This window comes from Halomonas sp. GD1P12, from assembly GCF_025725645.1.
In the GTDB taxonomy this organism is placed as follows: domain Bacteria; phylum Pseudomonadota; class Gammaproteobacteria; order Pseudomonadales; family Halomonadaceae; genus Vreelandella.
Window position 1 is genome coordinate 211,879 of sequence record NZ_CP107007.1, and the last position, 23,297, is coordinate 235,175.

A 23,297-nucleotide genomic window follows, 5' to 3' on the forward strand; every position below is an offset into this window, starting at 1 on the left:
TCTCTCTCCTCGGCGACGGATTAGGTTATAACATAACATGCAAAAATGCCAAAAAATTGCCGAGTATTTTACCCGCTTGCAGGGGCGTGGCAATCTCCGCGTGCACTGCGCGGCTGGCAAGCAAAAACGATTTAAAGGTCGTGAAGGTGGGGCAGGGCGGCCCCGGTCAGCCGGCCGAGCTGTTCGAAATCCAGGCGACCGACCTCGTCGTCGTAGAACGCATCGTCCCAGCGCAGGTTGCGAATCACGCGCACCCGGTTGGGCTGGCCACGCTCGTCCACGCCCAGCACCCACGCCAGGTAGCCGTTGGAGAACTCGACCAGACTGCCCAGCGGGTAGAAACCATGGCGCTGCACGTAGCGGGTCACCCAGTGCTGATCGAACCGCGCCGGGCGATTGTAAAGATAGCGGTAGGCCTGAACGGCACTCAGCGGCGGTCGGTCGCCGCGGGCGCGCGTCATGGCATCGATTACGTCGATGACCGCTGCCATGCGGGCGATGGGCGAAAGCGCTTGCTCCTCGACACCGCGCGGATAGCCCGAGCCATCCAGCCGTTCGTTGATGGCGCCGATGATATCGCGCTCCAGCGCCTCGAACGGGTAGTTCGCCTTTGAAAGCGCGCTCATCAGCACCGTCACGTGGGCCTGCAGGCGCTGGCGCTGCGGCTCGCTCATCTCGCTTTCGAGCGACGGCAGGTTCTCGTCGATCAAAAGCGCCTTGCCCATGTCATGCATGAGCGCGGCGCGCACCGCCCGATGGGTATGCGCGGCAAAAGAGGGCTCCGCCAGCATCAGATCCGCCAGCTTGCCCGCCACGCCGAGCGAGTGCTGCAGCCAGCCCGGCTCGTGGGTCAGGCACGTCAGGCCATAAAAGAACGCCTGGCGGTCCTCGCCGTGCAGTTTGATGAGCCGGTTGGCGCTACGCTCCAGCCGCTCGATCGGCAGCGGCTGGCCGCTTTGCAGGGCCAGCAAAAAAAGGTGCAGATCGCGGGTGATCTTTTTGAGCAAGGCGACCACTGGCGTTGAGCGGCGCCGCTTTTCGCGCCGTGGTCGCTTTCGCGTGTCCGGCGCGGTGTAAAGCGCGGAAGGCGAGGCCAGCCGCGAGCCTTCGCCACTACGCCAGGCGATTTCCCGCTGCGTCGTGGACACGATATCCATGAGCTGCTGCTGATGGCCAAGATCGAGGGGCTCGAACGCCAGCCCGACCGCTGCGTCGTGCGTATCGACAACCGGTGTGACGTGGCGCACCGACGCGCCGATGGAGAAGCGCTCGCCGTTGGGAAAGGTCAGCGTCACGTGGGGAACGAGTGTTCCTTCGATTAACGGCACGCACTCGGCCAGCGGCAGTTGAACGAGGCACCCGCCGCCGGAAATGTCGCGCAGTGTCGACGCAAGAGGCGGCTGCCCTTCGAACAGCGTTAGCGCCGCCTCGACGCTCATGTCCCGGCGCAGCGCAATGCGTGTATGCCCCCGACGTGCGGCGGTCGTCAATCGCCCGGGAAGCGCTCCCCATAGCTTGAGCGCCTCGCCCGCACGCTCGCTTCGGTGCACCTCGATACGCTCGAAGCTCAGCTGCTGATCGTTTTCCGCCTTGAGTATGATGCCGTGCTGATCGAGCGTGGCGGGGCTCAAGCTGCCTGCATCGGTAATGGTCAGCAAAAGCTCCTCGTTTTCAAGGCTCACCGCCTCCAGGTGCGCCGGGTAGTCTGTTGCCTGATTACCAATGGCCACCGTGAGCGCGTGGCGACGATCATCCAACCCCACCAGCACCCGAGCGATATGCGCTTGATCAACGATCTGTACGTGCCCCGTATCGCTTTGCGCGCTACTGCCTGAACCGTTGCCTGTCACGCTTTCTGACACTACCGTTTCCATGGCCGTCTCGTTGTTTTATTGGCGCCTGTTGGATATCTGGCCGGCGCTCTTCTCTTTTCGTTACTCAGGACTTGTTTTCGTTACTAAGTACTCGTTTTCGTTGAGCAATACGCGTGATCGTTGACCAGGGCTCAGTAGCGCCAGGTCGCGCCGACCTGGTTCGGCGCCAGCGTAATGGCGTACTCGCCTTCCAGCGTGATGGGGCCCATCGACACCCGCGCCGGCTGAAAGCGATTGATGGCGGATGACGCCTGATTCGGCTGCGTCCAGATCTGCAGCTCGTTGACCAGCATGCCCGAGGCGAAGTTGAGCGCCGCGTCATCACCGCGCCCGTCGGCGGCGATCACCCCGGCGGCCAGCCCATTTACCACCAGCGACCCTACCCGCGCGCCCCAGCCGCGCCGCTCGCGCTCGGCGCGGGCAAGCTCGAGGCCCAGCGCCTGCACGCCGCTCAAATCACCGCTCGCCTTCAAGCGCTCGTAGCGCGCCAGCGCCGCCGGGTGCGGCTGACGATCGGTGAACATGCCGCCCAGCGCCAGCGCGGACTTCACCGCGCCCACCCGTGCATCGAACCGATCGTCGGAATCGCTGGCCTCACTCGACTGGTAAACGTTCACCGCCAGGCTTGTGGCGTAGATGCCGCTCCACCCCCACTGCCAAAGATTCGCCTGACGCGCACCGTTTTCGAACACGTCGTCATAGGCCGCCCAGTCACTGGAAGACTGCGCAAAAGCGGGAAGAGTGAACGCGCACGCAAACGCGCAGAGCCAGAGACGTAGCCGCATGATCGAAAGCCTATAAGGAGGAAAAAGTAACGCTAAGCGTAGCACGCCCGGCCTAAAGCGACGGTTGAAACGCCTCTTTTCCAGGCTTAAGTATGACGAGGATTAATGGCGTTCGAGCAGCGCGGATGGTTAGATGATGAAAAAGACTTAGGGGCGCCCCATGGATGACGTTTCGTCGAATGACCTGAAGACCATCCTGCACTCGAAGCGGGCCAATCTTTACTACCTGCAGCACTGTCGCGTATTGGTCAACGGCGGCCGGGTCGAGTACGTCACCGATGAAGGCAGCGAATCGCGCTACAAGAATATTCACCATTGCTAACATCACCTCGGGTCTGATGGGCGGGTAAATCATGTTTACGCCGAGTCCTTGGTCCCCTGTGAGCGCGCTTCGACACACCAGTTATTGTGCAAGAGAACGTACATTGGACGATACTGAAGCTTAGCGCAGTTCTTTGCTTGAGCTTTTGGGCTGCCGATTTTGCGCTTCACTCGCTTGACGAGCTTCTTGTAGGTATTGGTCCTAGTGAACCCTTTCTTATTTTTCATTTATATGCAGTAATTTAAGCGGAGTATATTCCGCCCCTTAGCGAAGGGGGCCTACCTTAAGCTGATCACATTTTGGCCGTAGACCAAGTGTGAAAAATATATGGGATAAAAAAGATAAGGGATTGGTTTTTCATGGGAGGCCCATCTTAAGCGTGACCATTGGAAGTGCTGAAGGGGGTTCAAAAGACGCCACAGAATCATTCTTACGGCCAGGCTAACTCTGCGGTCTCACTTTATAAGATGCCGATTTTCACAGGCCTGTATTTCTTCCACTAAAAGCTTGGTCAGTTATTGAGTCTCTTGGTTCCTAATGGCCATATCGAGAGTAACCTCCGCATCTAAGCAAAAAATATTAAGCTGACGAGTTGACCGTCCATATAGCTCTTTTAAATACTTGCTATGTTTTTAATTCTAAAATCACCATTTTCTGAAATCTCAATAATATGGGAAACATTTTTTTTATCAAATAATGCGTCATTGCCAAAATCACACTGAAGAATTTCCATTCCTTGAAATACAAAAGGACCTATGCTTGCTAGTTTCTTCTCGTCTTTATAGTGTTTAACTTTTTCGAATAACCCGCTTAATGATGGCTCTCCATGCATTAGGAAATGTCGCCAACACATTATTTTATACAAAGGAGCTTCAATTAGAACCTGTCCACTACTTGGTGTGTCATCAGTGCTTGCTAATGCACCAATTATAATTCCAGTGATTTGACCGAACATAAGTGCTGTTTTAAAAAGCTTAATGAAGTCATCATAATCTAAAGAGATTTTGTGGTTTGCGTTGTGAGTTATTTCATGCCTTTTATCATATAGTTTTTTCAGTGATGTCCTCCAAGATTTAAAGTAAGTAATCATAGATAGTTGTGCTAATTTTGTTTCATTTTCGAATATAAAAGCATGTGTGTTATATTCGTCAATAACCGTAAGAAAATTCTTTTTGTATAACGGATAAAAAGCTTTTTTAACTCCATCTAAGTTTTGAAAATTCTGTATCGAGGCTAAATATTCATGCAGAATATAAGGCTCACTTCTAAGTTCCTCGATATATTCTGTGTATTTTTCATGTGTTCTCTTTAAAATTTCTTCTTCGAAGCCGTCTATGTTTACTAAACAAGTTATGAAAGAATCTCTTGTGAAAGTTTCAAGTGCTCGTACAGTAAAAACAATAGATTGCATTAAAGCCAGTTCTGTCGAATCACTTTTAATTCTTGGTTGGTTATGTGAGAAATATATGAGAAGACAGTTTTTTCCAACATTGTGCATTGATCTTAAAAAAGAGAAGGTGTGTGAAGAGTAGTTGCTCCTGTCAAAATAAAGCTTGTTTTTTTACTGATATTAATTTTCATATATTTATATCCAGTAAGCGTGGTTGAGAATAGCATATACGCATGCAGAAGTAGGTGAGAGAATATTTTATTTAACGCAAAGTGCTGTAAGTGACTTACGACTCATTTCTTTTGCTTTTTTTAGCATGCTAAGTTGCTCGTGCCAATTCTTTGTCATTTCTACTTAAAGCGCGTCTTATTAATCCAAGTATCACTGCATCACAAAACGCCGATTATCAATGTATTGCGCTTAATTGTATACCCCCAGCCACCCCCGTCTCCTTATGAGCGAGCTGAGTCTCCATGAGTATAAAATTGAGATACAGCATGCCAAGCTTCACTAGCCTTCGTTCAAAGCCATCTTCAGGAGCGCCAGTTTAGTCATGTTCTCGCTCAATACGTAGTGGTGGAATTTTTGTCCTAAGAAGACTACACACTACTGACCTGTTTATGAACGAAATTCTTTCAACGATTCGAGGGTTTGAGTATCTAGCGAAATAACATGGACCTGGCGAGCATTCATTTTTATTCACCAGAGTGCGTCAGGTACTATCTTGAAGTAAAATTTAATGTCACTCGTCAAAACGAACCATGCTAGGTCTTGAAGCAGTGCTTAGTATCATTCAGATGGTTTTAAGGGTAGTGGTACGTGGTTTAGAATGGCTCAGTGATCATAAGAAGCTCGAAAAATTGAACCTCGACTAATGCGGACAGCGCTGAGAAAGTACCGTTTTACCTGATGTTTTTTTATGTGGCGTCGCTAATTATATGCCTAAAGTTAAGTATAAAAAATGGCATGCAGAAACGATGGATGCAAAATGTAATACGGTGGAAGCCAAGGCAATTAAAAAGTCGATAGTACTTGATCTAGAAAGCTTGAAACGAGGTAAGTAATCTAAAGTATTTAATTTAATACGGACAAGGACTTGAGTTTTTACTTTGGCTTGTAAAAACCTGTTAAAGGATTAACCCCACCGTTCAAGGAATCCAAGCACTCAAACGGTGGGGCCATACTAGCGAGAAGGAAGCTTAACGTTATTTCTCGCCCTCATCCCAGTGTTCCATCGCGCGCTTGTCATCGGGCAGGCGGACGATGTCGTCGAGGCTGAGTTTGCCGTGGGTTTTGAAGCGGTGGCCGTGGGCGTCGAGAATGGCGGCGACGCTGCCAACGCTGACGCCTTCGTCTTCCCGGTAGGTTTCCACCTTCACCCGCACGATACGGTTTTGGTAACGGGCGGAGAGGATGTCGCCGCGGCGGGGGGCGTCGTGGTTCGGGTCGTTCTTGAAGTATTCCGATACGCTGGTTTTGCCTGGGTCGTCCCATTCGATGTGTTGATGCATTCTGCGGGTCCTTTTACCGGGTGAATGATGAGCTTAGTGTAGTTTGTAATGTCGGCAATCGGCCACCTGTGCCCTTTTTCATTAGAGGCCCCGTGGAATCGCCTTATCGAAAGGCGGTGGCACGCATCATTTTTAGGCGCAAAGGCGTTTGATTGTTTCGTTCTGGCTATTTCATCAACAGCTATGCACTTTTTTGGTTCAAATTTTAACTGAGTGATCGTTTGTGGTGCGTTTTTCGCTTTGTGGGCGCAGGCTGGAAGCGAGCCAACCGCGTTATGCATCGAGGTTGCACCGCCAATAAATTGAAAAAACTTTTCAAAACAGTGTCTTGTTATAGGGCATGCCATATTGGTGCAAAGTTGGCACGCTACATGCTTACTAAAAGGCAACGGCTGGCGTCGTAGGCAAACGCTTTTGGGCGTGCTACAACGAGAGCCGGTTTACCTTGAATCGCAGGTGTCAGGGCGGGAGTCAGCGCCTATCACGCGAACAAACAACGAAGGCGTGGCTTACGCACGTTGCGTACGACGGCTTTGTTCAACAATACGTTTAATCGATCGCTTACAGTACACGCTTTAAGCCACGCTCATACCGGAGACGGAGAACAGTATGTCAGCCAAGACGCTCGCGCTAATCGAAGAAAATGAAGTCAAGTGGGTAGATCTGCGTTTCACCGATACGCGCGGTAAAGAGCAGCACGTCACCGTACCGGCACGGGACGTCGACGAAGAGTTTTTTGAAAACGGCCAAATGTTCGATGGCTCCTCCATCGAAGGCTGGAAAGGCATCAACGAATCCGACATGATTCTGCGTCCCGAAGACGGCACTGCCTTCCTCGACCCCTTCACCGAAGACGCGACCATCATCCTGCGTTGCGACATCATCGAGCCGGCCACCATGCAGGGCTACGATCGCGACCCGCGCTCCATCGCCAAGCGCGCTGAAGCCTACCTCGAGTCCACTGGCCTTGGCGATACCGCCTTCTTCGGCCCGGAGCCCGAGTTCTTCATCTTCGATCAGGTGCACTGGAAAACCGATATCCAGGGTTCCATGTTCAAGATCAGCTCTGAAGAGGGCGCTTGGGCGACCGACAGCGACGTCGAAGGCGGCAACCTTGGCCACCGCCCGCGCGTGAAAGGCGGCTACTTCCCGGTGCCGCCGGTCGACAGCTTCCACGACATCCGTGGCGCGATGTGTAACACCCTCGAAGCGATCGGCCAGAGCGTCGAAGTGCATCACCACGAAGTAGCGAACGCCGGCCAGAACGAAATCGGCGTGAAGTTCAACACGCTGGTGAAAAAGGCCGACGAAGTTCAGGAAATGAAGTACGTGATCCACAACGTGGCGCACGCTTACGGCAAGACCGCCACCTTCATGCCGAAGCCGCTGGTGGGCGATAACGGTTCGGGCATGCACGTGCACCAGTCGTTCTGGAAGGATGGTGAAAACCAGTTCGCCGGCGACGAGTACGCGGGTCTTTCTGAAATGGCGCTTTACTACATCGGCGGTGTGATCAAGCACGCTCGCGCCCTGAACGCGTTCACCAACGCGTCGACCAACTCCTACAAGCGTCTGGTACCGGGTTTCGAAGCGCCGGTCATGCTCGCCTACAGTGCGCGTAACCGCTCTGCCTCCATCCGCATTCCGTACACCGCGAGCCCGAAAGGCAAGCGTGTCGAAACTCGCTTCCCCGACCCGACTGCCAACCCGTACCTGGCGTTCGCGGCGATGCTGATGGCCGGTATCGACGGCATCAAGAACAAGATCCACCCGGGCGACGCGATGGACAAGAACCTGTACGACCTGCCGCCGGAAGAGGGCAAGGCCGTACCGACCGTCGCCAACAGCCTGGATCAGGCGCTGGAAGCGCTCGACGCCGACCGCGCGTTCCTGACCGAAGGTGGCGTGTTCACCGACGACATGATCGATGCCTACATCGAGCTGAAGATGGAAGAAGTCACGCGCATGCGCATGGCCACACACCCGATCGAGTTCGACATGTACTACAGCTGCTAAGCAGCGGCCCACCTCACCTTCGAGGTGTATTGGCTCCAAACCCCGCCTCGGCGGGGTTTTTTTATGGGGGAATCGCCATGAAAGCGACATTCGATCGGTGGGCGCGCCGGGCCAAAGCGCCAATGCTTTGCGTCCTGGCGGGGAGCCTGACGCTGTGGCTGGCAGAAAGCCCGGCCCAGGCGCAAACGGTGTACCGTGTGGTCGATGAGAGCGGCCGGGTGACCTACACCGACAACCCGGAAAGCGGTGGCGAGGCCGTGACGCTGGCGCCACTGCCGAGCGTGCAGGGCGCGCCGCCGCCTCCGCCGTCACGCAGCCAGGCGCGGCCCGGTCAGCCCTTCATGCCCTATGACCGGTTCGCGATCGAAAGCCCGGCGCCCGACACGCGGCTCGACGACACGATGACGCCGGTGGATGTGCGCGTTCAGCCGCCGCTGCGCGAGGATCACCAGATTCGGCTGCTGGTGAACGGCGAGATCAGCCAATCGGCGCTACACAGCGACGCCTTCTGGCTCACCGGGCTCACTCAGGGGGCGCATCGGCTGGAAGCCGAGCTGCTCGACAGCCAGGGGCGGGTTCAGCACCGCACCGAAGCGGTGAGTATCATCGTCGCGCCGCGATGATGTGCACTAAAATAGTGCATTGGCGTCGTGTGAATTTTACGCCGCGTTGCAATGGCGCATCGTTTTGCGCCGCCTTGAGGCGATTAATCCATCAGGGGCGCGATCGATGCGCGATTGGCGCGCTTTTTGCACTTTCAGTGCATGCGCTTGCGACCCAACGATTGAACCTCGCAGCACCACGCGACTTACCCAAGGCCCCTCAGGACACGCCATGTATCAGCGTTTACTCGAACATCTCACCACCGCCGTGCTGCTGCTGGATGGTGAACTGCGCGTTGGCTGGATGAACCCTGCCGCTGAAGCGCTGTTGGCCGTGAGTATCAGCCGCGTGAAGGGCATGAGCCTGGATACCCTTTTGGGCTGCGGCGAAAGCGTCGATAGCGTGTTGGCCAAGGCGCGCGACGCCTTTCATCCCTACACCCAGCGCGAGGCGCGCATTACGCCGCTCAACGGCGAGCCGCTCACGGTGGACTACACGGTCACGCCGCTCTCGGCGGATGAATTGCTGCTGGAAGTCGAACCCCGCGACCGTTTGATGCAGATCTCCCGCGAGGAGGCGCTGACGACCCGCCAGGAGACCATCAAGGTGCTGGCTCGGGGCCTGGCCCACGAGGTGAAAAACCCGCTGGGCGGTATTCGCGGCGCCGCCCAACTATTGGAGCGCGATCTTGATGATCCGGCGCTGCGCGAGTACACCCGTATCATCGTCGAAGAGGTCGACCGGCTGAAGGACCTGGTAGATTCGATGCTCGGCCCGAATCGTATGACTCGCCATGCCCCGGTCAATATTCACAAGATTCTGGAGCGGGTGCGGGCGCTGCTGCTGGCCGAACACCCGACGGTGACCATCACCCGCGACTACGACCCGAGCCTGCCAGAGCTCTCCGGCGACGAGTCGCAGATGATTCAGGCGGTGCTGAACGTGGCGCGCAACGCCGTGCAGGCGATGACCGAAGCCCAGGTCGAGGCGCCGGAGCTGGTGCTGCGCACCCGCGCCAAGCGCCAGTTCACCCTGGGCGCGGAGCGCCACCGGCTGGTCAGTGAGGTAGGCCTGATCGACAACGGCCCCGGCATTCCGGAAGCCCTGCGCGCCACGCTGTTTTACCCCATGGTCTCCGGGCGCGCGGAAGGCAGCGGCCTGGGCCTCTCGATCGCTCAGTCGATTCTGCATCAACATCACGGATTGATCGAATGCGACTCACACCCGGGACGGACTGAGTTTCGTCTTTTAATTCCGCTGGTTAATCCTCTTACCGGAGACGCGTCATGACTGAGACGACACACGCCGATGTTTCACGGGTCATCATCGTCGACGATGACCGCGCCATTCGCTGGGTGCTGGAGCGCGCCCTGGCGCAGCCGGACCTTGACGTGGAATGTATCGAACGCGCCGACACCGCCCTCGAGCGGCTTTTGAACGACCCGCCGGACGTGCTGGTCACCGATATCCGCATGCCGGGCATCGACGGGTTGGATTTGATGTCGCGCGTACGTGAAGCTCATCCGGATTTGCCGGTCATCGTCATGACCGCCCACTCGGATCTGGACAGCGCCGTGGCCTCCTACCAGGGCGGGGCGTTCGAGTACCTGCCCAAGCCTTTCGATGTGGACGAGGCGCTGGCGCTGGTGCGCCGCGCCGTGGCCCACGCCCGTGAGCGCCAGCGCCCGGTGAGCGTGCCGGAGGGGCTCAACGCCGAGATCATCGGCGAAGCGCCCGCCATGCAGGAGGTGTTTCGCGCCATCGGCCGGCTGTCGCACTCGCATATCACCGTCTTGATCAACGGCGAATCCGGCACCGGCAAGGAGCGAGTCGCCCAGGCGCTTCACCAGCACAGCCCTCGGGCCGGCAAGCCGTTCATCGCGCTGAACATGGCCGCCATTCCCCGTGACCTGATCGAATCCGAGCTGTTCGGCCACGAGAAGGGTGCCTTTACCGGCGCCAACGCCCTGCGCCAGGGGCGCTTCGAGCAGGCCAACGGCGGCACGCTGTTTCTCGACGAGATCGGCGACATGCCCGCGGAAACCCAGACGCGGCTTCTGCGCGTGCTGGCCGACGGCGAGTTCTACCGCGTCGGTGGGCACACCTCGGTGAAGGTGGACGTGCGCATCATCGCCGCGACGCACCAGAACCTGGAGTCGCTGGTTGACGAAGGGCGTTTTCGCGAGGATCTGTTTCACCGCTTGAACGTCATTCGCGTGCACCTGCCCAGGCTTTCCGAGCGCCGCGAGGACATCCCCAGGCTTACGCGCCACTTTCTCGCCGAGGCTGCCAAGGAGCTCGCCACGGACATCAAGGTGCTCACTTCTGATGCCGAAACGCACCTGACCAAACTGGACTGGCCGGGCAACGTGCGTCAGCTCGAAAATATCTGCCGGTGGCTTACGGTCATGGCGTCGGGCCGCGAAATTCTGATCGAGGATTTACCGCCGGAACTTCGCACCGTGGGCGCTTCGTCAGTCAGCGCGCAGGGCGACTGGCGCAGCGCGTTTCGTGGTTGGGCGGATCACGCGTTGGCCGAAGGCCATACGCACCTGCTGGAGGAGGCGGTGCCGGATTTCGAGCGGATCCTGATCGAAACCGCGCTCAAACATACCGGCGGGCGCAAGGGCGAGGCCGCCGAGCTTTTGGGATGGGGGCGCAACACGCTCACCCGCAAGCTGAAAACGCTGCTGCCGGCGCTGGCCGACGAGGCTTGAGGCGAGCCGCTTGGCATGCCGTCAGACCGATACGTGACGTAAGGTGAGGGCTTACGCTGTTTGGCAAAGCGCCAGAAACTGCTCGAAATCGCGCAGAATCAGCGGAAGGCTCGCGTGCAGGCGGTGGTCGTCGTCCACCATGCGAAGCGACAGCCGCTGGCGGTGGGCGTGCTCGATCACAGGCTCACAAGGCACCACGTCGTCACGCCAGCCGTGAATGATGTGAGTGTGGCGGGCGCCAAGCGTGACCGTGGTTTCAGGGTAGTCCGGCATGCCGAGCGCCGGCGCCAATAAAAAGCACCCGAGTATCGGGTGGCGCTGGCTGACGGCGGCGCTCAAAAAACCGCCCAGACTCGACCCGGCCATGATGCAGTGAGCCGGGTCGTCGCCGCGGGTTTCAAGCGTCGCCAGCAGGTGAGTAAAGCGCGCCTGATGACTTGGCTGGTCGCGATAGTCCATCACGACCGCCTCGCAATCCTCACGGGCTTCCACGACGCGCTTGAGCGCCTGTACTTTCAGCGCCTCGGGCCCGCTTTCGAGCCCGTGGGATAGATAGACATGGGTCAGCATTAATCCTCCGCCGCGTCCTGAACGACCTTGCCTCCCTGTTCGATATCGCGGCCCATTCCCTGAAACGTATTGCAGCCACTTACCATGAGAAGCGTCATCAACAGCGAAAGACCCAAAGCAATAGAGCGTTTCATTGGTGTGTATCCGTCGTTAAAAATCGTCGTTGTGCGAAAAGCCTTTACCGGCAGGCGCATGGAGCCGGGCGATGGCCGCCTCATTTGAAAGGCTGCCTTGGCTAACTTTAGCCAGCAATGCCCGCTTTGGTAAGCAAAACTTACGGCTTTCATGCATCGAAAAGCGCGGCTAAAACCGCTGCTTTTCGAGTCTGATCAGTAGAGGGACTGCCAAGTGAGCGCGCGGGCATCCATGCAACTTTGAGATCACGGCTTACTGCGAATAAATCGAAAGGCCGCTCGGCACTGAGCCAACGTGTCGTGCCGGGCCGTCGTTATTGTCGCATGTGCCACATCTATACAGATTAAAAGCCGTTATAGGCACTGTTGAGTTCGATGGTGTAAAGCAGTTCGATGCTTCAGGGTTATGATAAATAAGAGTTTTATTGTTTTTAATTCGATGTTGGCCCGCTCCCTGCAGTATCAAGTCAAGAGCTGCCGCAATGAGTTAGTGAAGCTTAATCGGTTTGAGCAGGCTACAGAAGAGACAGGATGGCATGGAGCCAAAGGGAAACGGATTTTTACGGACACTAGTCTGCTCACTCTTATCGGCGCAAGGCGGCGCCGACATCACGGCCAGGGAGCGGCGGCGATGCAAACTGGCCATTTCGTTTTTACGAGATGGCTTTTTTGCGTTCACAGGAAAGTGCTAATGATCTGATATTTATACGCATTTGTTCATCGAGTGGTGGTAGGGAAGTGTCTGTATAAAATTTTATACGGATGGGTATCCCGTTTTGGTCTATCCTCAGGGATAAACCAACCCAGCAGCTAGAAAACGTCAACGTTCAGCTGCCTACTCAGGGACAAGCGTCATGGCAATGGCTCTCATGTTCGTCATGTTTATTTTGTTTTTAGGGTTTTCCGGGGTGGGTGTTTACGTCATGGTCAAGACCTCATCCAGAACGGCTCAGGAAAAGCTCGACGACCTCCCGCCTGATCTCAAGTAAGCCTTCATTTTCTTTTATCCGCCATTACCCACTTTCAACGACTGGCGCCCGCGTTTGCGGGCGCCAGTCGTTTCGTTGGGCGCTTTTCAGCGCTGACTGCCTTGCCAGCGCCCCTTGCCGCGATCAGGTACCATGCGCCCGAAGTACAGAAGGCCAAACGCCAACCAGCCAAGCGTTAGCACGGTGGTAAGAATCAAGACGGCGAGCGCGCCGAATTCGGCGATCAGGGGCAGGGCGGCGGCGGTGAACAGCCCCCCACCCACGATCGGCTCGAACATCAGCTGCTTGTAACCAAAGCTTTCGAGGGCGCCGGATTCGTTTTTGGGGTCGGCCATACGCATGAGCAGAAGCCCCGTTACCGTGACCCCCATGGATTGGCCGAAGTCGCCGATGCCACGCTCGAACCAGTGGTGGGGAATGATGCGCGGCGCCAGCACGATCAGCACGAAAAGCCCCCAGGCGATGCCGGCAAAGGCCAGCAGCAAAAAGGGAATCAGGTACTCGCTGAGCGTGGTCAACGACAGCGTAGCCAGTGCCGCCACGATGGTGAAATCAAGCGCAGTGCCCGCGATACGCGACATGGTGCGGGTGGAGACATGGCGCTCCAGATTAAAGCGCATGACGATCAGCTGTACGATCACCCCGCCGATCATGGCGATGGGGAAAAGCGGTACGTGAGCCAGAATTTCGAGCCCGCCGTTTTGCGCCCAGGTCACCTGCTCGATCCATTGAAGCCCGGACAGCAGCAGCCAGCCGATCACGATCGCCACCCCGACCAGCCCGATATGCAGGCTCAGCGGGTCGGTGGTGCCGGCTTCCTGGGTCAGATCCTTTTTGAATTCGCTGAACTCACCGGCCGACGGGCGCTCTTCGTCGCGAAGGGTCTCGTCTGGCGCTCCCTCCTCTTGCTGCTTTTCTGGCGTCACGACGCCGCGGCGCGCGGCGATATTGATCATCAGCGTGCCGATCAGTACGCCAGAGACGATCCCGACCGTGGCAAGCCCGAGCGCGAGATCCGCGCCCTCCTCGAAACCCAGCTCCGCGAAGGTGTCGCCCATGCCGGCGGCGGTGCCGTGGCCGCCTTCGAAGCCGATTTCGATCAGCGCTCCGGCCATGGGGTTCATGCCAAACACCGGGGCCAGTACCAAAAGCGCAAGTGACAGCCCCACCACGTATTGCCCCCAGGCCATGGTCTGTCCCACCACGACCTGGGGGCCGGCGCGCATCCAGATCGTTTTAATGCCGGGAATGGTCTTGCCGATGAACAGCGCCGCGAACACCACGTTGATCAAAAGCCCGGGCAGCGATGCCCAGCTTTCCTGCACGTAAGCGGGAAAAAGCCCTGCGCTTTCTTCGAACACTTCGGGCATGAAGCGGCCGAGCACGTCCGGGCCCATCAGCAGGAGCAGCAGGCCGGCGATCACGGAGCTTGGAAGGAAAAGGCGTCTGAGCCAGCCGATTTTCAGACGAAGGGCGTTGCTGAGTAGAAGCGCCAGCCCAATGAGGACCAGCGCAACGAAGAGGTCACCGACGGTCATGGTCATGTCATCACTCCCTGATGAGCAGGAGGGGCGCCTTACGCCGCTAAAGAATACGTAAGCACTCCGAGTGAGTTAACCGTAGTGGTTTTTTAATCAAAGCGCTATCAGGGCACCAGATAAAGGCTGAGCAGCGCAAAGCCGTAGCCGATCAGCGCGCCCGCCAGCACATCGCTTGCGTAATGAAGCCCAAGCCCTACTCGCGAAATCGCGATCAGCGTGCTTAACGGCAACACGACGACCAGAAGCCAGGGCGTGTGGGCGGCGACCATCACACTGAACATCACCGCGTGCATGGTGTGCCCGCTTGGAAAGCTGTAGCGGTCGCGGGCGGGTTCGCCGCAGTGAACGCCGCCCAGATAGGTGATGAACGGGCGCTCGCGGCAAAGCCGGGTCTTGATCAGCCGGTACACCGTCAGCGCCAGCAGCGCGATGGCGCTGTACTGCAGCATCCGCTGGCTGCCGTTCGGGGTGAGCCAGGGTTGGGCGGCAATGAGCGCCACCCACACCGGCCAATCGCCCAGCCGGCTGGCGGTTTGCAGTACGCGCCGCCACACCGGGTTCAGCGAAAGCCGAGTGACGCGCTGGCAAAAGCGCCACTCCCACGTATCAAGACGATCGAATGCGACAAGCGGGCGAGAGCGCATGATGGGCCTCCTGGGCGGTATGCAGGTAACGCTTGAACTGTTCGGCGATGCCGCTCCAGCTGTGCTCCAGCACGCTGAGCCGGGCCGTTCGGCCCAGGCGCGCGTAGTCGGCCGGGTGCTGGCAGAGTTCGGCGGCGGCCTGATGAAACCCCCTGGGGTCGTCGGGGGCGATACTCAGGCCGTTATGGCCGTGCCGAATCAGCTCGGCGCTGGCGGCGTGATCGAAGGCCACTACCGCCAGGCCGCTGGCCATGGCCTCGGTGATCACGTTACCCCAGGTTTCGGAAAGCGAGGGAAACACGAAGATATCGGCGCTGGCGTAGTGGCGAGCGAGACTCGGCTGATCCAGAAAGCCGGTGAAGTGGGCCTGGGGGAGCGCCTTTTGCAACTGCGCCCGCGCCGGGCCGTCGCCGACGATCACCTGCGCCATGTCCGGGCGCACCTCGCGCATGGCCTGAAAGGTCTCGACCAGCAGCGTCAGGTTTTTCTCTGCCGCCAGTCGCCCGGCGTAGAGCGCCACGCTCTGGTGCTCGTTCACACCCCACTGATCGCGTAGGGTGTCGTCGCGGTGGGCCGGCGAGAAGTGCTCGCCGTCGATCCCGCGGGAGAGCACGCTGACATCGCGAATGCCCGCCTTGTGCAGGGTGCGGGCCTGGGCGTGGGTAGGCACCAGCGTCAGCGCGCAGCCGTTGTGGAAGTGACGCAGGTAGCGAAGGGTCGCCGCGCTCAGCCAGCCGATGCCGTAGTCATGGCAGTAGTGGTCGAAGTTGGTGTGCCAGCCCGCCACGCAAACGATGCCGAGCTTGCGCGCTGCCCGCCGGGCGGCCAGCCCCAGCGGGCCTTGTGTGGCGAGATAAACCGCATCCGGTGGATGCTTTTTCCAGAATCGCGTGAGCATTCCAGGCGTTGCCAGGCCCACCTGAACCTCGGCGTAGCCGGGTAGCGGCAGCCGGTAAACCTGAAGCTCTTCCCCCGGCGTCGATCGCGGCTTTTGGGCACGCGGGGCGGGGCGCACGACATCGACCTGAACGTCCAGGCGGTCGAGCTCGCAGGCCAGGCGATTGAGCGTATGGGCCACACCGTTGATATCCGGTGCCCAGGTTTCACTCACAATACAAAGCCGCATCGCTTTCGTCCCCTGCCCAAGGTGTGCTCCCAGTGTGGCAAGAGACGATGACAGCGACGGGACAATCAGGTGACGAACGCGTGACAGGCCAACGCCGCTCGCCGGGCCCCTGACGCGCTATTAAAGCGCGGGTACCGGGGCGGCGCCGAAGGCGGTTAGAGGTCGGCTCTCACCGACCAAAGCTCTGGAAAGAACTGCAGCTCCAGCGCTTTTTTGAGATAGCCCACGCCCGAGGTGCCGCCGGTGCCGCTGCGCTGGCCGATGATACGCTCCACCGTTTTCATGTGGCTAAAGCGCCATTTGTGAAAGTTGTACTCGGTATCGATCAGCTTCTCGGCAAGCTCGTAGAGATCCCAATGGCGCTCCGAGTGGCGGTAGATGGTCGACCAGGCGGCCTCGACCTCGGGTGAGGCGACGTAGGGTGTCGACCAGTCGCGCTCAAGCGACGACGACGGCAGCTCGAAGCCTCGCCGCGCCAGCAGCTGCAGGCAGACATCGTAGAGGCTGGGGGCGGCAAGCACCTCTTGCAGCCGCTGGTAGTGGGCCGGGTGGCGGCGGTGCGCTTCGGCCAGGCGGGGGTGCTTGTTGCCGAGCAGAAACTCGAGCTCGCGGTACTGGTACGACTGAAACCCCGAACTCTGGCCCAGGCTGTCGCGAAAGGCGAGATAGTCGGAAGGCGTCATGGTGGCGAGCACTTCCCAGGCGTTGATCATCTGCGCCTGGATGCGTGCCACCCGGGTGAGCATCTTGAACGCCGGGCGCAGCGCATCGGTCTCGATCGCGCTGGCCGCCGCGTGGGCCTCGTGCAGGCACTGCTTCAGCCACAGCTCCGAGACCTGGTGAATGATCACGAACAGCATCTCGTCGTGCTGATCGCTGATCGGGTTCTGACAGGTGAGCAGCGGCGCCAGATCCAGGTACTCGCCGTAGCTCATGGGCTGGTCCCAGTGCACCTGCTGCTCGTTGTCCAGATTGACGGCGCCGCGCTCAGACGGGGTCGGCGAATCGTTATGCATGGGGAATATCTCCCGTGTCGTGCTCGAGCGCCGTATCGGCGTACTCGAGAATGTCGAAATGGTCACGTTCGGCCAGCAGGGTGACCGTTGCCGGCACGCCCTCGCGGCGGGCCTTCGCCGCCAGCGCCTCGCCCTGCTGCTGAAACACCGGCGGGTCCTGCTCGCCGTGAATCAGCTCCAGCGTCGGTAGCCCGGTCAGTGGCAGGCACAAGGGGCTCAGCCGGGTCGCACGATCCTCATCCAGGTCGAGCGGCCGAGCGATCGAGGTGCCGAGCAGCGGACGCAGATCAAAGACGCCGCTGATCAGCCACAAGGCTTCGATCGCCTGGCGGCACGCCGGCGCAAGGCCGCTCATCAGCGCCAGGTGCGCGCCGGCGCTGTGACCGCCAAGGCGCACCCGGTCGCTCAAACCGAGCGTCTCGCGCTTATCGAGCAGGTAGCGCACTCCGCGGATGCTCTCCCCAATCTGCGTCTCCAGCGAGGCGTCCGGGGCCAGCGGGTAGTTCAACGAGGCAAAGGCCCAGCCGCGCGCCAGCCAGCGCTCTGCCATGAAGTCGGTGGCGGTAGCGTCGAGCGCCTGCCAGTAGCCGCCGTGAAAAAAGATCATCAGCGGCCAAGGGCCGTCGCCCGCCGGGCGATGCAGGTGCAGCCAGGCGTGGTCCGCGTCGCCATAGGCCAGGCGCAGGGGCGGGTACCGCTCGCGAAGCGTTCGGCCCTGTTCGGCCTGCTGTGCCAGGCTCGCATCGGCATCGCGCGCCCACTGGCTGGGCGAGTGGGCATGCTCGCGCGCCGCTAGACTCTGTTCACCAGGATTCTGTCCATCGAGATTCTGCTCTTCGAGACCCGGCCCGTCCTGCATCAGGTCACCTCCGTGCGGGTCTGAAAGCGCGGGTCGCGATACTCGCCGCTCTCGACGACCTCGCGGAACTGCTCGGCGGCGTGCCAGACATCGGCGTGGCTGAGATAGAGCGGGGTGAAGCCGAAACGCATCAACCCGGGCTCGCGGTAGTCGCCGATCACGCCGCGTTTGATCAATGCCTGCACGATGGCGTAGCCGTGCTCACGCTGCACCAGGCCCACCTGGCTTCCGCGCTGGGCCGGGGCGGGCGTGATGTCCTCGATGCCGTGGGCCTCGAAAAGATCGGCAAGGCAGGCGCGAAACAGATCGGTCAGCGCCAGGCTTTTGGCACGTAGTGCGGCCATGTCCACCTGTTGCCATAGCTTCAATGAGGCTTCGAGCGGGGCGTAGGCCAGCGCCGAGTGGGTGCCGGTACGAAAACGCGTCATCCCCGAGGCGGGCGCGTAGTCGGCGTCAAAGGCGAAAGGCTTGGCGTGGCCGTGCCAGCCCGACAGCGGCTGCCATCCGGCCTGCTGGCGATCGCTGCGCACGTAAACAAAGCCGGGCGCGCCCGGGCCGCCGTTGAGGTACTTGTAGGTGCAGCCCACAGCGTAACGGGCGCCGCTGCCGGCAAGGTCGACCGCTAAAGCGCCTGCCGAGTGGGCCAGATCCCAGATCACTTCGGCGCCCTTTGCGTGAATGCGGCGGTTGACCTCCGCCATGTCGCGCAGCTGGCCGGTACGGTAGTTGACCTGACTCAGCACCACCACCGCGACCTGATCGCTCAGATGCTCCTCAAGCGCTGCACCTTCGGGCAGTACGCCGTGCTCAAAGCCGGCGCTGTGGCAGAACCCCTCGGCGATGTAGCCATCGGCGGGGAAGTTGCCGCCTTCGCTGAGGATGATCGGCCTGGCGCGCTCCTGGGACTCGGTAATGTAGCCCAGCAGCTTGAACAGGTTGAGGGTAATGGTGTCGCTGACCAGAACCTCACCCTCGCTGGCGCCGATCAGCGGTGCCAGCAGGTTGCCAAGGCGCTCGGGGGCATCGAACCAGCCCTGGTTCCAGCCACCGATCAACGAGTCGCGCCACTGGTCCCGCGTTGCATCGAGGGCCTCGCGGGCGGCGTTTGGCTGCGCGCCCAGCGAGTTGCCATCGAGGTAGAGCATGCCGTCGGGCAGGGCGAAGTGAGCCTTGAAATCGGCAAGCGTGTCCTGGTCGTCCAGCGTTTGGGCGTCGGTGAGCGTGGGGCGCATCGGCATATCCTGTCGTGTCGAAGAGTCACCCCTAGTGTAAGACGAGCGGCGCGCTGCCGATTTGCTTTGTTTTGCGTATTATTGGCAGTTAATGAAAAGCAAATGAGATTTTCCAAGGAGATATGCAATATGTATGCGCCTGACGCCTTTGATCGCCGTTTGCTGCACACCCTGCAGCGTGCGCCCCGACAGACGCTTACGGAGCTGGCCGAGCGCGTGAACCTCTCCCCCAGCCAGTGCTCGCGACGCATTGCCCGGCTCGAAGCGAACGGGGTCATTCAGGGCCACGCCTTGCGGCTGGCGCCGGAGGCGCTGGGGCTCATGGTGACGGCGTTCATCACGATATCGATGGACAAGTCACGGCTGGGCTCACCGCGTGAAACGATCGCCTCATTGCTGGCCCGCGACGAAGTGATCGATTGCCACTCCACCACCGGAAGCCACGATTTCATCCTCAAGGTGAAGGTGGCGGATCTCGCCGAGCTTTCCCACTTTCTGTCGTCGGTAGTGAGTCCGATTCCGGGGGTACTGAACGTTGAAACCCAGGTGGCGCTGGAGTGCTTCAAGGAAGCCGGCCCGCTCAAGGTCATGTACTGAACACGGCCTTGTCGCAAACGTGTTCACATACCGCTTTACGCGTTAAATGTTTAATTCGTATTAAAAAATAAAAACATTAGTAAATGTTGATTTTTATTCTCTCATCCATGAAACGTTAAGATTTATGTCATACAACTCCGTTAGGGTTTCCATCGCCAAGGGACAGGCCGTTGATCGAGTGGCGGATTCACTGCGCCGGCCACGCGCTTATTTTTAAAAGATCAGGCAGCACGACGGCTGCTCACTGCAATGGGAACGTTCATGTTTAAGAAAACGCTACTGGCGCTGACGCTGGGTGGTTTGTTCGCGGGCGCCACCGCTCAGGCCGCCACGGTTTATGACGAAGACGGCACGAAAGTCGATCTTTACGGCCGCATCGCCATGGGGTTCGAAGGCGGTGGTGTGGGCGACGGTGTGGACAACGGCGCGGAGTTTCGTGATTTCAGCTCGCGCCTGGGCTTCAAACTGAGCCAGCAGGTCACGCGCGACTTGACCGCCTTTGGCCGCCTGGAGTGGCGCTTCAACGGTGACGAGCGCAGCCGCCCCGGCTTCAAGGAAGTGCGCAAGAGCTACATCGGTATCGAAAGCGACACCTTCGGTACCTTCACCGCAGGCAACTTCGACAGTTTCTACGATAACTACGTCATGACGCCGTTCGACGTGTACGTCGCCGAAGGCTACGAGTTTGCCGGTGGCGGCCTGCAGGCCCGCGGCGACTCGATCGGTTACGAGTCACCGAACCTCAACGGTTTCCAGGTCGTATTGGCGGTCAAGCATTTCTCCGAGCGCGGCCTGACTGAAGCTGAACAGACCGAGCGCGGCAGCGGCGTCTCTTCCCAGGGCGGCGTGGTCTATACGACCGGTCCGGTACGGCTGGCTCTCGGCGTGGTGGACGACGATATTCGCGGTGGCGGCAACAACCAGACCCGCGTGGGCGGCACCGCAGCCTTCGAGGTTTCCGAAGATTTCCAGCTGCGCGCAGGCTTTGAAACCCGCGATGACAGCGACGTCTACGGCGGTGGGTTCGACCGCTACGGACTTGGCGCGACCTACGCCTTTAACGCGACCGCCTTTTACGGCGATGTCTACCATATCGATGCCGACGACGTCGACGGGACGCGCAATGCCTGGGCACTGGGCACGCTGCACAACCTGACCGACAATTTCGATGTGTTCCTGGAGCTTTACGACGGTGACCGCGACTCGGTCGATGAGATCGACGACGAAGACCTCTACTACGCCCTGGGCGCTCGCTACTACTTCTAACGTGCCGGTAATCCCTGGCGCCGTTTCACCGAGGTAGGGCGCCGGTAGGCGGGCACTGTTGATCGATCCTTTTGGCCGGTACGGGCAGTCGTACCGGCCTTTTTGCATCAGCGCTCGTCGTCGCGCTGGTCGATGGTCTTTTTATAGCCGTCGATGAAGGGCTGTTCGGCCCTGTCGATACGGTCCATACCGGCCACCACCCGGTGCCAATAGGGATACTGCGGCGCCGGGCGCGTGGCCGCCTCGATGCGCTCGACCTCCTCCGCTGTGAGCGTCATCTCGGCGGCCGCGAGATCGTCCTTTAAGTGCTCTTCACTGCGTGCGCCGACGATCAGGGAGGTCACGCCGGGGCGGTCTTTCAGCCAGGCCAGGCAGGTGCGCGGAATCGAGGCGCCGTGGGCTTCGCCGATCTCGGCCAGAAGCTCGATGATGTCGTAAGCGCGCGCCATGTCGTGCACGTAGGGCTCCGGCCAGCCGTTGCCCTGGCGGGTGCCTTCCGGCGCCTTCTGGCCGCGGCGCACCTTGCCGTTGAAGAGCCCTTCACCCAGTGGCCCCCACACCAGCGTGCCGACGTTCTGGTCGATGGCCAACGGCATCAGCTCGTACTCCGCCTCGCGGGACTCCGGCGTGTAGTAGATCTGCTGGCTAATGGGCCCCGCCAGGTTATGAAACTCGGCTTTGCCCAGCGTCTTCATCATCTGCCAGCCGGTGAAGTTGGAGGTGCCGTGGTAGCGGATCTTGCCGCTCTGAATCAGGTGATCCAGCGCGTAGAGCATCTCCTCGACCGGTGTGACGCCGTCCCAGTTGTGGATCTGGTAAAGGTCGATATGGTCGGTGCCCAGGCGCTTCAAACTCGCCTCGCAGGCCTGGATCAGGTGATAGCGCGAAAAACCGCTGTGGTTGGGGTTATCCCCTAGCGGGCTTCGCGCCTTGGAAGCGAGGATGACGTCCTGGCGCTTGTCGCCCAGGGCCTTGCCGACGATCTCCTCGGACTCGCCCATCGAGTAGAGATCGGCGGTATCGATCATGTTCACGCCGGCATCGAGGGCCATGTCGATCTGGCGTTTGGCGCCGTTTACATCGACGCTCGCCGCCTTCTCGAAGCCGCCGCTGCCGCCAAACGGTACGGTGCCCAGCACGATTTCCGAGACCAACAGGCCTGAATTTCCCAACGGACGATATTTCATGTCGACACATCCCTGCTCAACGAAAGTGGTATTGCCTGAAGGCGAGCAATTAGCCTAGGAGATGCGCCGGGTTTGTCAAAGCGGCCCGTTTGGATCAGATGACACGCTTGCGAATCTGCGAGGAGAGCTGTTCAAAGCCGATCACCACCACCAGAATCAGCAGAATGATGGCCAGCGCCCGGTCATAGTTGAAAAGGCGCATCGAGGCGGCAAGCTCCACGCCGATACCGCCGGCGCCCACCAGCCCCAGAGTAACCGCCGAGCGCAGCGCCTTTTCGACGCTATAAAGGCTGGTGGCGGTCATCGAGGCCAGGGTTTCCGGCAAAATCGCCCCGCCGATCACCGAGAGCTTGCCGGCGCCGGTGGCGCTTAGCGCCTCCGAAGGGCCGGGGTGAACCTCCTCGATGCGCTCGGAGAAAAACCGCGCCGCAAAGCCGATGGTGTCCATGATGATGGCGAGCACCCCGGCCATGGGGCCAAGGCCCACGGCGACGACGAAAATCAGCGCCCAGATCAGATCCGGGATGGTGCGCATGGTGGCGATCACAAGTCGTGCCACACTGCGCACCCAGGGGAAGGGCGAGGTGTTGCGCGCGGCCAGAAGCGCAAAGGGCACGCTCAGAATCACCCCAAAGGTCACGCCGACAATGGCGATATTGAGCGTTTCGAACATCGACCAGGCGAGCACGTCGAAGCGGCTGACGTTCGGTGGAAAGGCGCGACCAACGAAATGGCCCAGGTTCACCGCGCCGCGTAGAAGCCGCTCCAGGGTGACATTGGTGCTCGAAAGCCCCTGAAGAAGAAGCGCCAGAAAGCCAAGGCCCAACGCCCAGGTAAACAGCGAAGGCCGCTTGAAGCGTGGCGGTAGCGGCGTCGAGGCGCCGGCGGTAGAGGATTGCTGTGACATGATCGTCTCGG

General features: G+C 59.4%; 22 protein-coding genes. 8 read left to right on the forward strand and 14 right to left on the reverse strand.

Annotation, left to right across the window (positions count from 1 at the left end; genetic code table 11):
* Nucleotides 1-131: 131 nt before the first annotated feature.
* A complete protein-coding gene (locus OCT39_RS01060) occupies nt 132-1,874 on the reverse strand; it encodes an HD domain-containing phosphohydrolase (protein ID WP_263585858.1) in 1,743 nt (580 codons plus the stop codon).
* 131 nt (nt 1,875-2,005) lie between these two features.
* Nucleotides 2,006-2,659: a hypothetical protein gene (locus tag OCT39_RS01065; protein WP_263585859.1), complete on the reverse strand. Its 654-nt coding sequence runs from the start codon at nt 2,657-2,659 to the stop codon at nt 2,006-2,008.
* A gap of 160 nt (nt 2,660-2,819) precedes the next feature.
* Here OCT39_RS01065 and OCT39_RS01070 point away from each other — a divergent pair, with 160 nt between their 5' ends.
* A complete protein-coding gene (locus OCT39_RS01070; RefSeq protein WP_263585860.1) occupies nt 2,820-2,981 on the forward strand; it encodes a hypothetical protein in 162 nt (53 codons plus the stop codon).
* A 613-nt stretch (nt 2,982-3,594) separates the two neighbouring features.
* Here OCT39_RS01070 and OCT39_RS01075 read toward each other — a convergent pair.
* Both OCT39_RS01075 and OCT39_RS01080 read right to left on the reverse strand, forming a co-directional pair.
* Nucleotides 3,595-4,479 (reverse strand): HEPN domain-containing protein, encoded by an 885-nt coding sequence (locus OCT39_RS01075; RefSeq protein WP_263585861.1) that lies wholly within the window; start codon nt 4,477-4,479, stop codon nt 3,595-3,597.
* A gap of 1,097 nt (nt 4,480-5,576) precedes the next feature.
* Complete coding sequence (locus tag OCT39_RS01080) at nt 5,577-5,882, reverse strand: hypothetical protein (protein ID WP_263585862.1); 306 nt, start codon at nt 5,880-5,882, stop codon at nt 5,577-5,579.
* A 609-nt stretch (nt 5,883-6,491) separates the two neighbouring features.
* Here OCT39_RS01080 and glnA point away from each other — a divergent pair.
* From glnA to ntrC, 4 genes are all read left to right on the forward strand, one after another.
* Nucleotides 6,492-7,898, forward strand: coding sequence for a glutamate--ammonia ligase (glnA, locus tag OCT39_RS01085; RefSeq protein ID WP_263585863.1), 1,407 nt, complete (start codon nt 6,492-6,494; stop codon nt 7,896-7,898).
* A 77-nt stretch (nt 7,899-7,975) separates the two neighbouring features.
* Entirely contained in the window at nt 7,976-8,521 is a 546-nt protein-coding gene (locus tag OCT39_RS01090) for a DUF4124 domain-containing protein (RefSeq protein WP_263585864.1), read from the forward strand.
* Between the two features lie 211 nt (nt 8,522-8,732).
* Nucleotides 8,733-9,791 carry a nitrogen regulation protein NR(II) gene (glnL, locus tag OCT39_RS01095; protein WP_263585865.1) on the forward strand — a complete coding sequence of 353 codons (1,059 nt, stop codon included), beginning with the start codon at nt 8,733-8,735 and terminating at the stop codon, nt 9,789-9,791.
* Entirely contained in the window at nt 9,788-11,218 is a 1,431-nt protein-coding gene (gene ntrC / locus OCT39_RS01100; protein WP_263585866.1) for a nitrogen regulation protein NR(I), read from the forward strand. Before glnL ends, ntrC begins: the two co-directional genes overlap by 4 nt.
* A gap of 51 nt (nt 11,219-11,269) precedes the next feature.
* On the opposite strand, the gene OCT39_RS01105 is transcribed toward ntrC, so the two are convergent.
* Together OCT39_RS01105 and OCT39_RS01110 are read right to left on the reverse strand one after the other, a co-directional pair.
* Complete coding sequence (locus tag OCT39_RS01105) at nt 11,270-11,785, reverse strand: YqiA/YcfP family alpha/beta fold hydrolase (protein WP_409365784.1); 516 nt, start codon at nt 11,783-11,785, stop codon at nt 11,270-11,272.
* Nucleotides 11,786-11,787: 2 nt separating this feature from the next.
* Entirely contained in the window at nt 11,788-11,922 is a 135-nt protein-coding gene (locus OCT39_RS01110; RefSeq protein ID WP_263585868.1) for an entericidin A/B family lipoprotein, read from the reverse strand.
* Nucleotides 11,923-12,776: 854 nt separating this feature from the next.
* Here OCT39_RS01110 and OCT39_RS01115 point away from each other — a divergent pair.
* Complete coding sequence (locus OCT39_RS01115) at nt 12,777-12,911, forward strand: hypothetical protein (protein WP_263585869.1); 135 nt, start codon at nt 12,777-12,779, stop codon at nt 12,909-12,911.
* A gap of 86 nt (nt 12,912-12,997) precedes the next feature.
* Here OCT39_RS01115 and OCT39_RS01120 read toward each other — a convergent pair whose 3' ends face one another.
* From OCT39_RS01120 to kynU, 6 genes are all read right to left on the reverse strand, one after another.
* Nucleotides 12,998-14,455, reverse strand: a complete 1,458-nt coding sequence (locus OCT39_RS01120; protein ID WP_263585870.1) for a sodium/glutamate symporter — start codon at nt 14,453-14,455, stop codon at nt 12,998-13,000.
* A 101-nt stretch (nt 14,456-14,556) separates the two neighbouring features.
* Nucleotides 14,557-15,096, reverse strand: a complete 540-nt coding sequence (locus OCT39_RS01125) for a phosphatase PAP2 family protein (RefSeq protein ID WP_263585871.1) — start codon at nt 15,094-15,096, stop codon at nt 14,557-14,559.
* Nucleotides 15,059-16,222, reverse strand: a complete 1,164-nt coding sequence (locus tag OCT39_RS01130; RefSeq protein ID WP_263585872.1) for a glycosyltransferase family 4 protein — start codon at nt 16,220-16,222, stop codon at nt 15,059-15,061. The genes OCT39_RS01125 and OCT39_RS01130 overlap by 38 nt, the downstream gene beginning before the upstream one ends.
* A gap of 155 nt (nt 16,223-16,377) precedes the next feature.
* On the reverse strand, nt 16,378-17,238 hold the full coding sequence (gene kynA, locus OCT39_RS01135) for a tryptophan 2,3-dioxygenase (protein ID WP_263585873.1): 861 nt from the start codon (nt 17,236-17,238) through the stop codon (nt 16,378-16,380).
* Nucleotides 17,231-18,097 (reverse strand): alpha/beta hydrolase, encoded by an 867-nt coding sequence (locus OCT39_RS01140; protein WP_263585874.1) that lies wholly within the window; start codon nt 18,095-18,097, stop codon nt 17,231-17,233. The genes kynA and OCT39_RS01140 overlap by 8 nt, the downstream gene beginning before the upstream one ends.
* A complete protein-coding gene (gene kynU, locus OCT39_RS01145) occupies nt 18,097-19,329 on the reverse strand; it encodes a kynureninase (RefSeq protein WP_263585875.1) in 1,233 nt (410 codons plus the stop codon). Before kynU ends, OCT39_RS01140 begins: the two co-directional genes overlap by 1 nt.
* A 129-nt stretch (nt 19,330-19,458) precedes the next feature.
* On the opposite strand from kynU, the gene OCT39_RS01150 reads away from it, so the two are divergent.
* Both OCT39_RS01150 and OCT39_RS01155 read left to right on the forward strand, forming a co-directional pair.
* On the forward strand, nt 19,459-19,926 hold the full coding sequence (locus OCT39_RS01150) for an Lrp/AsnC family transcriptional regulator (protein ID WP_263585876.1): 468 nt from the start codon (nt 19,459-19,461) through the stop codon (nt 19,924-19,926).
* 261 nt (nt 19,927-20,187) lie between these two features.
* Nucleotides 20,188-21,192: a porin gene (locus OCT39_RS01155; protein ID WP_263585877.1), complete on the forward strand. Its 1,005-nt coding sequence runs from the start codon at nt 20,188-20,190 to the stop codon at nt 21,190-21,192.
* Between the two features lie 107 nt (nt 21,193-21,299).
* On the opposite strand, the gene OCT39_RS01160 is transcribed toward OCT39_RS01155, so the two are convergent.
* The gene (locus tag OCT39_RS01160; RefSeq protein WP_263585878.1) at nt 21,300-22,379 is read right to left on the reverse strand and encodes an aldo/keto reductase; all 1,080 of its coding nucleotides are present in this window, start codon (nt 22,377-22,379) and stop codon (nt 21,300-21,302) included.
* Between the two features lie 94 nt (nt 22,380-22,473).
* Nucleotides 22,474-23,286 carry a phosphonate ABC transporter, permease protein PhnE gene (gene phnE / locus OCT39_RS01165; protein ID WP_263585879.1) on the reverse strand — a complete coding sequence of 271 codons (813 nt, stop codon included), beginning with the start codon at nt 23,284-23,286 and terminating at the stop codon, nt 22,474-22,476.
* Nucleotides 23,287-23,297 lie beyond the last annotated feature (11 nt).

What these genes read in the sequence shown, in the direction of transcription:
- kynA (WP_263585873.1), bottom strand. Translation starts at nt 17,238, where the DNA reads ATGCATAACGATTCGCCGACCCCGTCTGAGCGCGGCGCCGTCAATCTG.
- OCT39_RS01075 (WP_263585861.1), bottom strand. Translation starts at nt 4,479, where the DNA reads ATGCACAATGTTGGAAAAAACTGTCTTCTCATATATTTCTCACATAAC.
- OCT39_RS01110 (WP_263585868.1), bottom strand. Translation starts at nt 11,922, where the DNA reads ATGAAACGCTCTATTGCTTTGGGTCTTTCGCTGTTGATGACGCTTCTC.
- OCT39_RS01065 (WP_263585859.1), bottom strand. Translation starts at nt 2,659, where the DNA reads ATGCGGCTACGTCTCTGGCTCTGCGCGTTTGCGTGCGCGTTCACTCTT.
- OCT39_RS01080 (WP_263585862.1), bottom strand. Translation starts at nt 5,882, where the DNA reads ATGCATCAACACATCGAATGGGACGACCCAGGCAAAACCAGCGTATCG.
- OCT39_RS01115 (WP_263585869.1), top strand. Translation starts at nt 12,777, where the DNA reads ATGGCAATGGCTCTCATGTTCGTCATGTTTATTTTGTTTTTAGGGTTT.
- OCT39_RS01125 (WP_263585871.1), bottom strand. Translation starts at nt 15,096, where the DNA reads ATGCGCTCTCGCCCGCTTGTCGCATTCGATCGTCTTGATACGTGGGAG.
- OCT39_RS01070 (WP_263585860.1), top strand. Translation starts at nt 2,820, where the DNA reads ATGGATGACGTTTCGTCGAATGACCTGAAGACCATCCTGCACTCGAAG.
- glnL (WP_263585865.1), top strand. Translation starts at nt 8,733, where the DNA reads ATGTATCAGCGTTTACTCGAACATCTCACCACCGCCGTGCTGCTGCTG.
- OCT39_RS01155 (WP_263585877.1), top strand. Translation starts at nt 20,188, where the DNA reads ATGTTTAAGAAAACGCTACTGGCGCTGACGCTGGGTGGTTTGTTCGCG.
- OCT39_RS01160 (WP_263585878.1), bottom strand. Translation starts at nt 22,379, where the DNA reads ATGAAATATCGTCCGTTGGGAAATTCAGGCCTGTTGGTCTCGGAAATC.
- OCT39_RS01060 (WP_263585858.1), bottom strand. Translation starts at nt 1,874, where the DNA reads ATGGAAACGGTAGTGTCAGAAAGCGTGACAGGCAACGGTTCAGGCAGT.
- OCT39_RS01090 (WP_263585864.1), top strand. Translation starts at nt 7,976, where the DNA reads ATGAAAGCGACATTCGATCGGTGGGCGCGCCGGGCCAAAGCGCCAATG.
- ntrC (WP_263585866.1), top strand. Translation starts at nt 9,788, where the DNA reads ATGACTGAGACGACACACGCCGATGTTTCACGGGTCATCATCGTCGAC.
- kynU (WP_263585875.1), bottom strand. Translation starts at nt 19,329, where the DNA reads ATGCGCCCCACGCTCACCGACGCCCAAACGCTGGACGACCAGGACACG.
- glnA (WP_263585863.1), top strand. Translation starts at nt 6,492, where the DNA reads ATGTCAGCCAAGACGCTCGCGCTAATCGAAGAAAATGAAGTCAAGTGG.
- OCT39_RS01150 (WP_263585876.1), top strand. Translation starts at nt 19,459, where the DNA reads ATGTATGCGCCTGACGCCTTTGATCGCCGTTTGCTGCACACCCTGCAG.
- OCT39_RS01130 (WP_263585872.1), bottom strand. Translation starts at nt 16,222, where the DNA reads ATGCGGCTTTGTATTGTGAGTGAAACCTGGGCACCGGATATCAACGGT.
- OCT39_RS01120 (WP_263585870.1), bottom strand. Translation starts at nt 14,455, where the DNA reads ATGACCATGACCGTCGGTGACCTCTTCGTTGCGCTGGTCCTCATTGGG.
- phnE (WP_263585879.1), bottom strand. Translation starts at nt 23,286, where the DNA reads ATGTCACAGCAATCCTCTACCGCCGGCGCCTCGACGCCGCTACCGCCA.
- OCT39_RS01140 (WP_263585874.1), bottom strand. Translation starts at nt 18,097, where the DNA reads ATGCAGGACGGGCCGGGTCTCGAAGAGCAGAATCTCGATGGACAGAAT.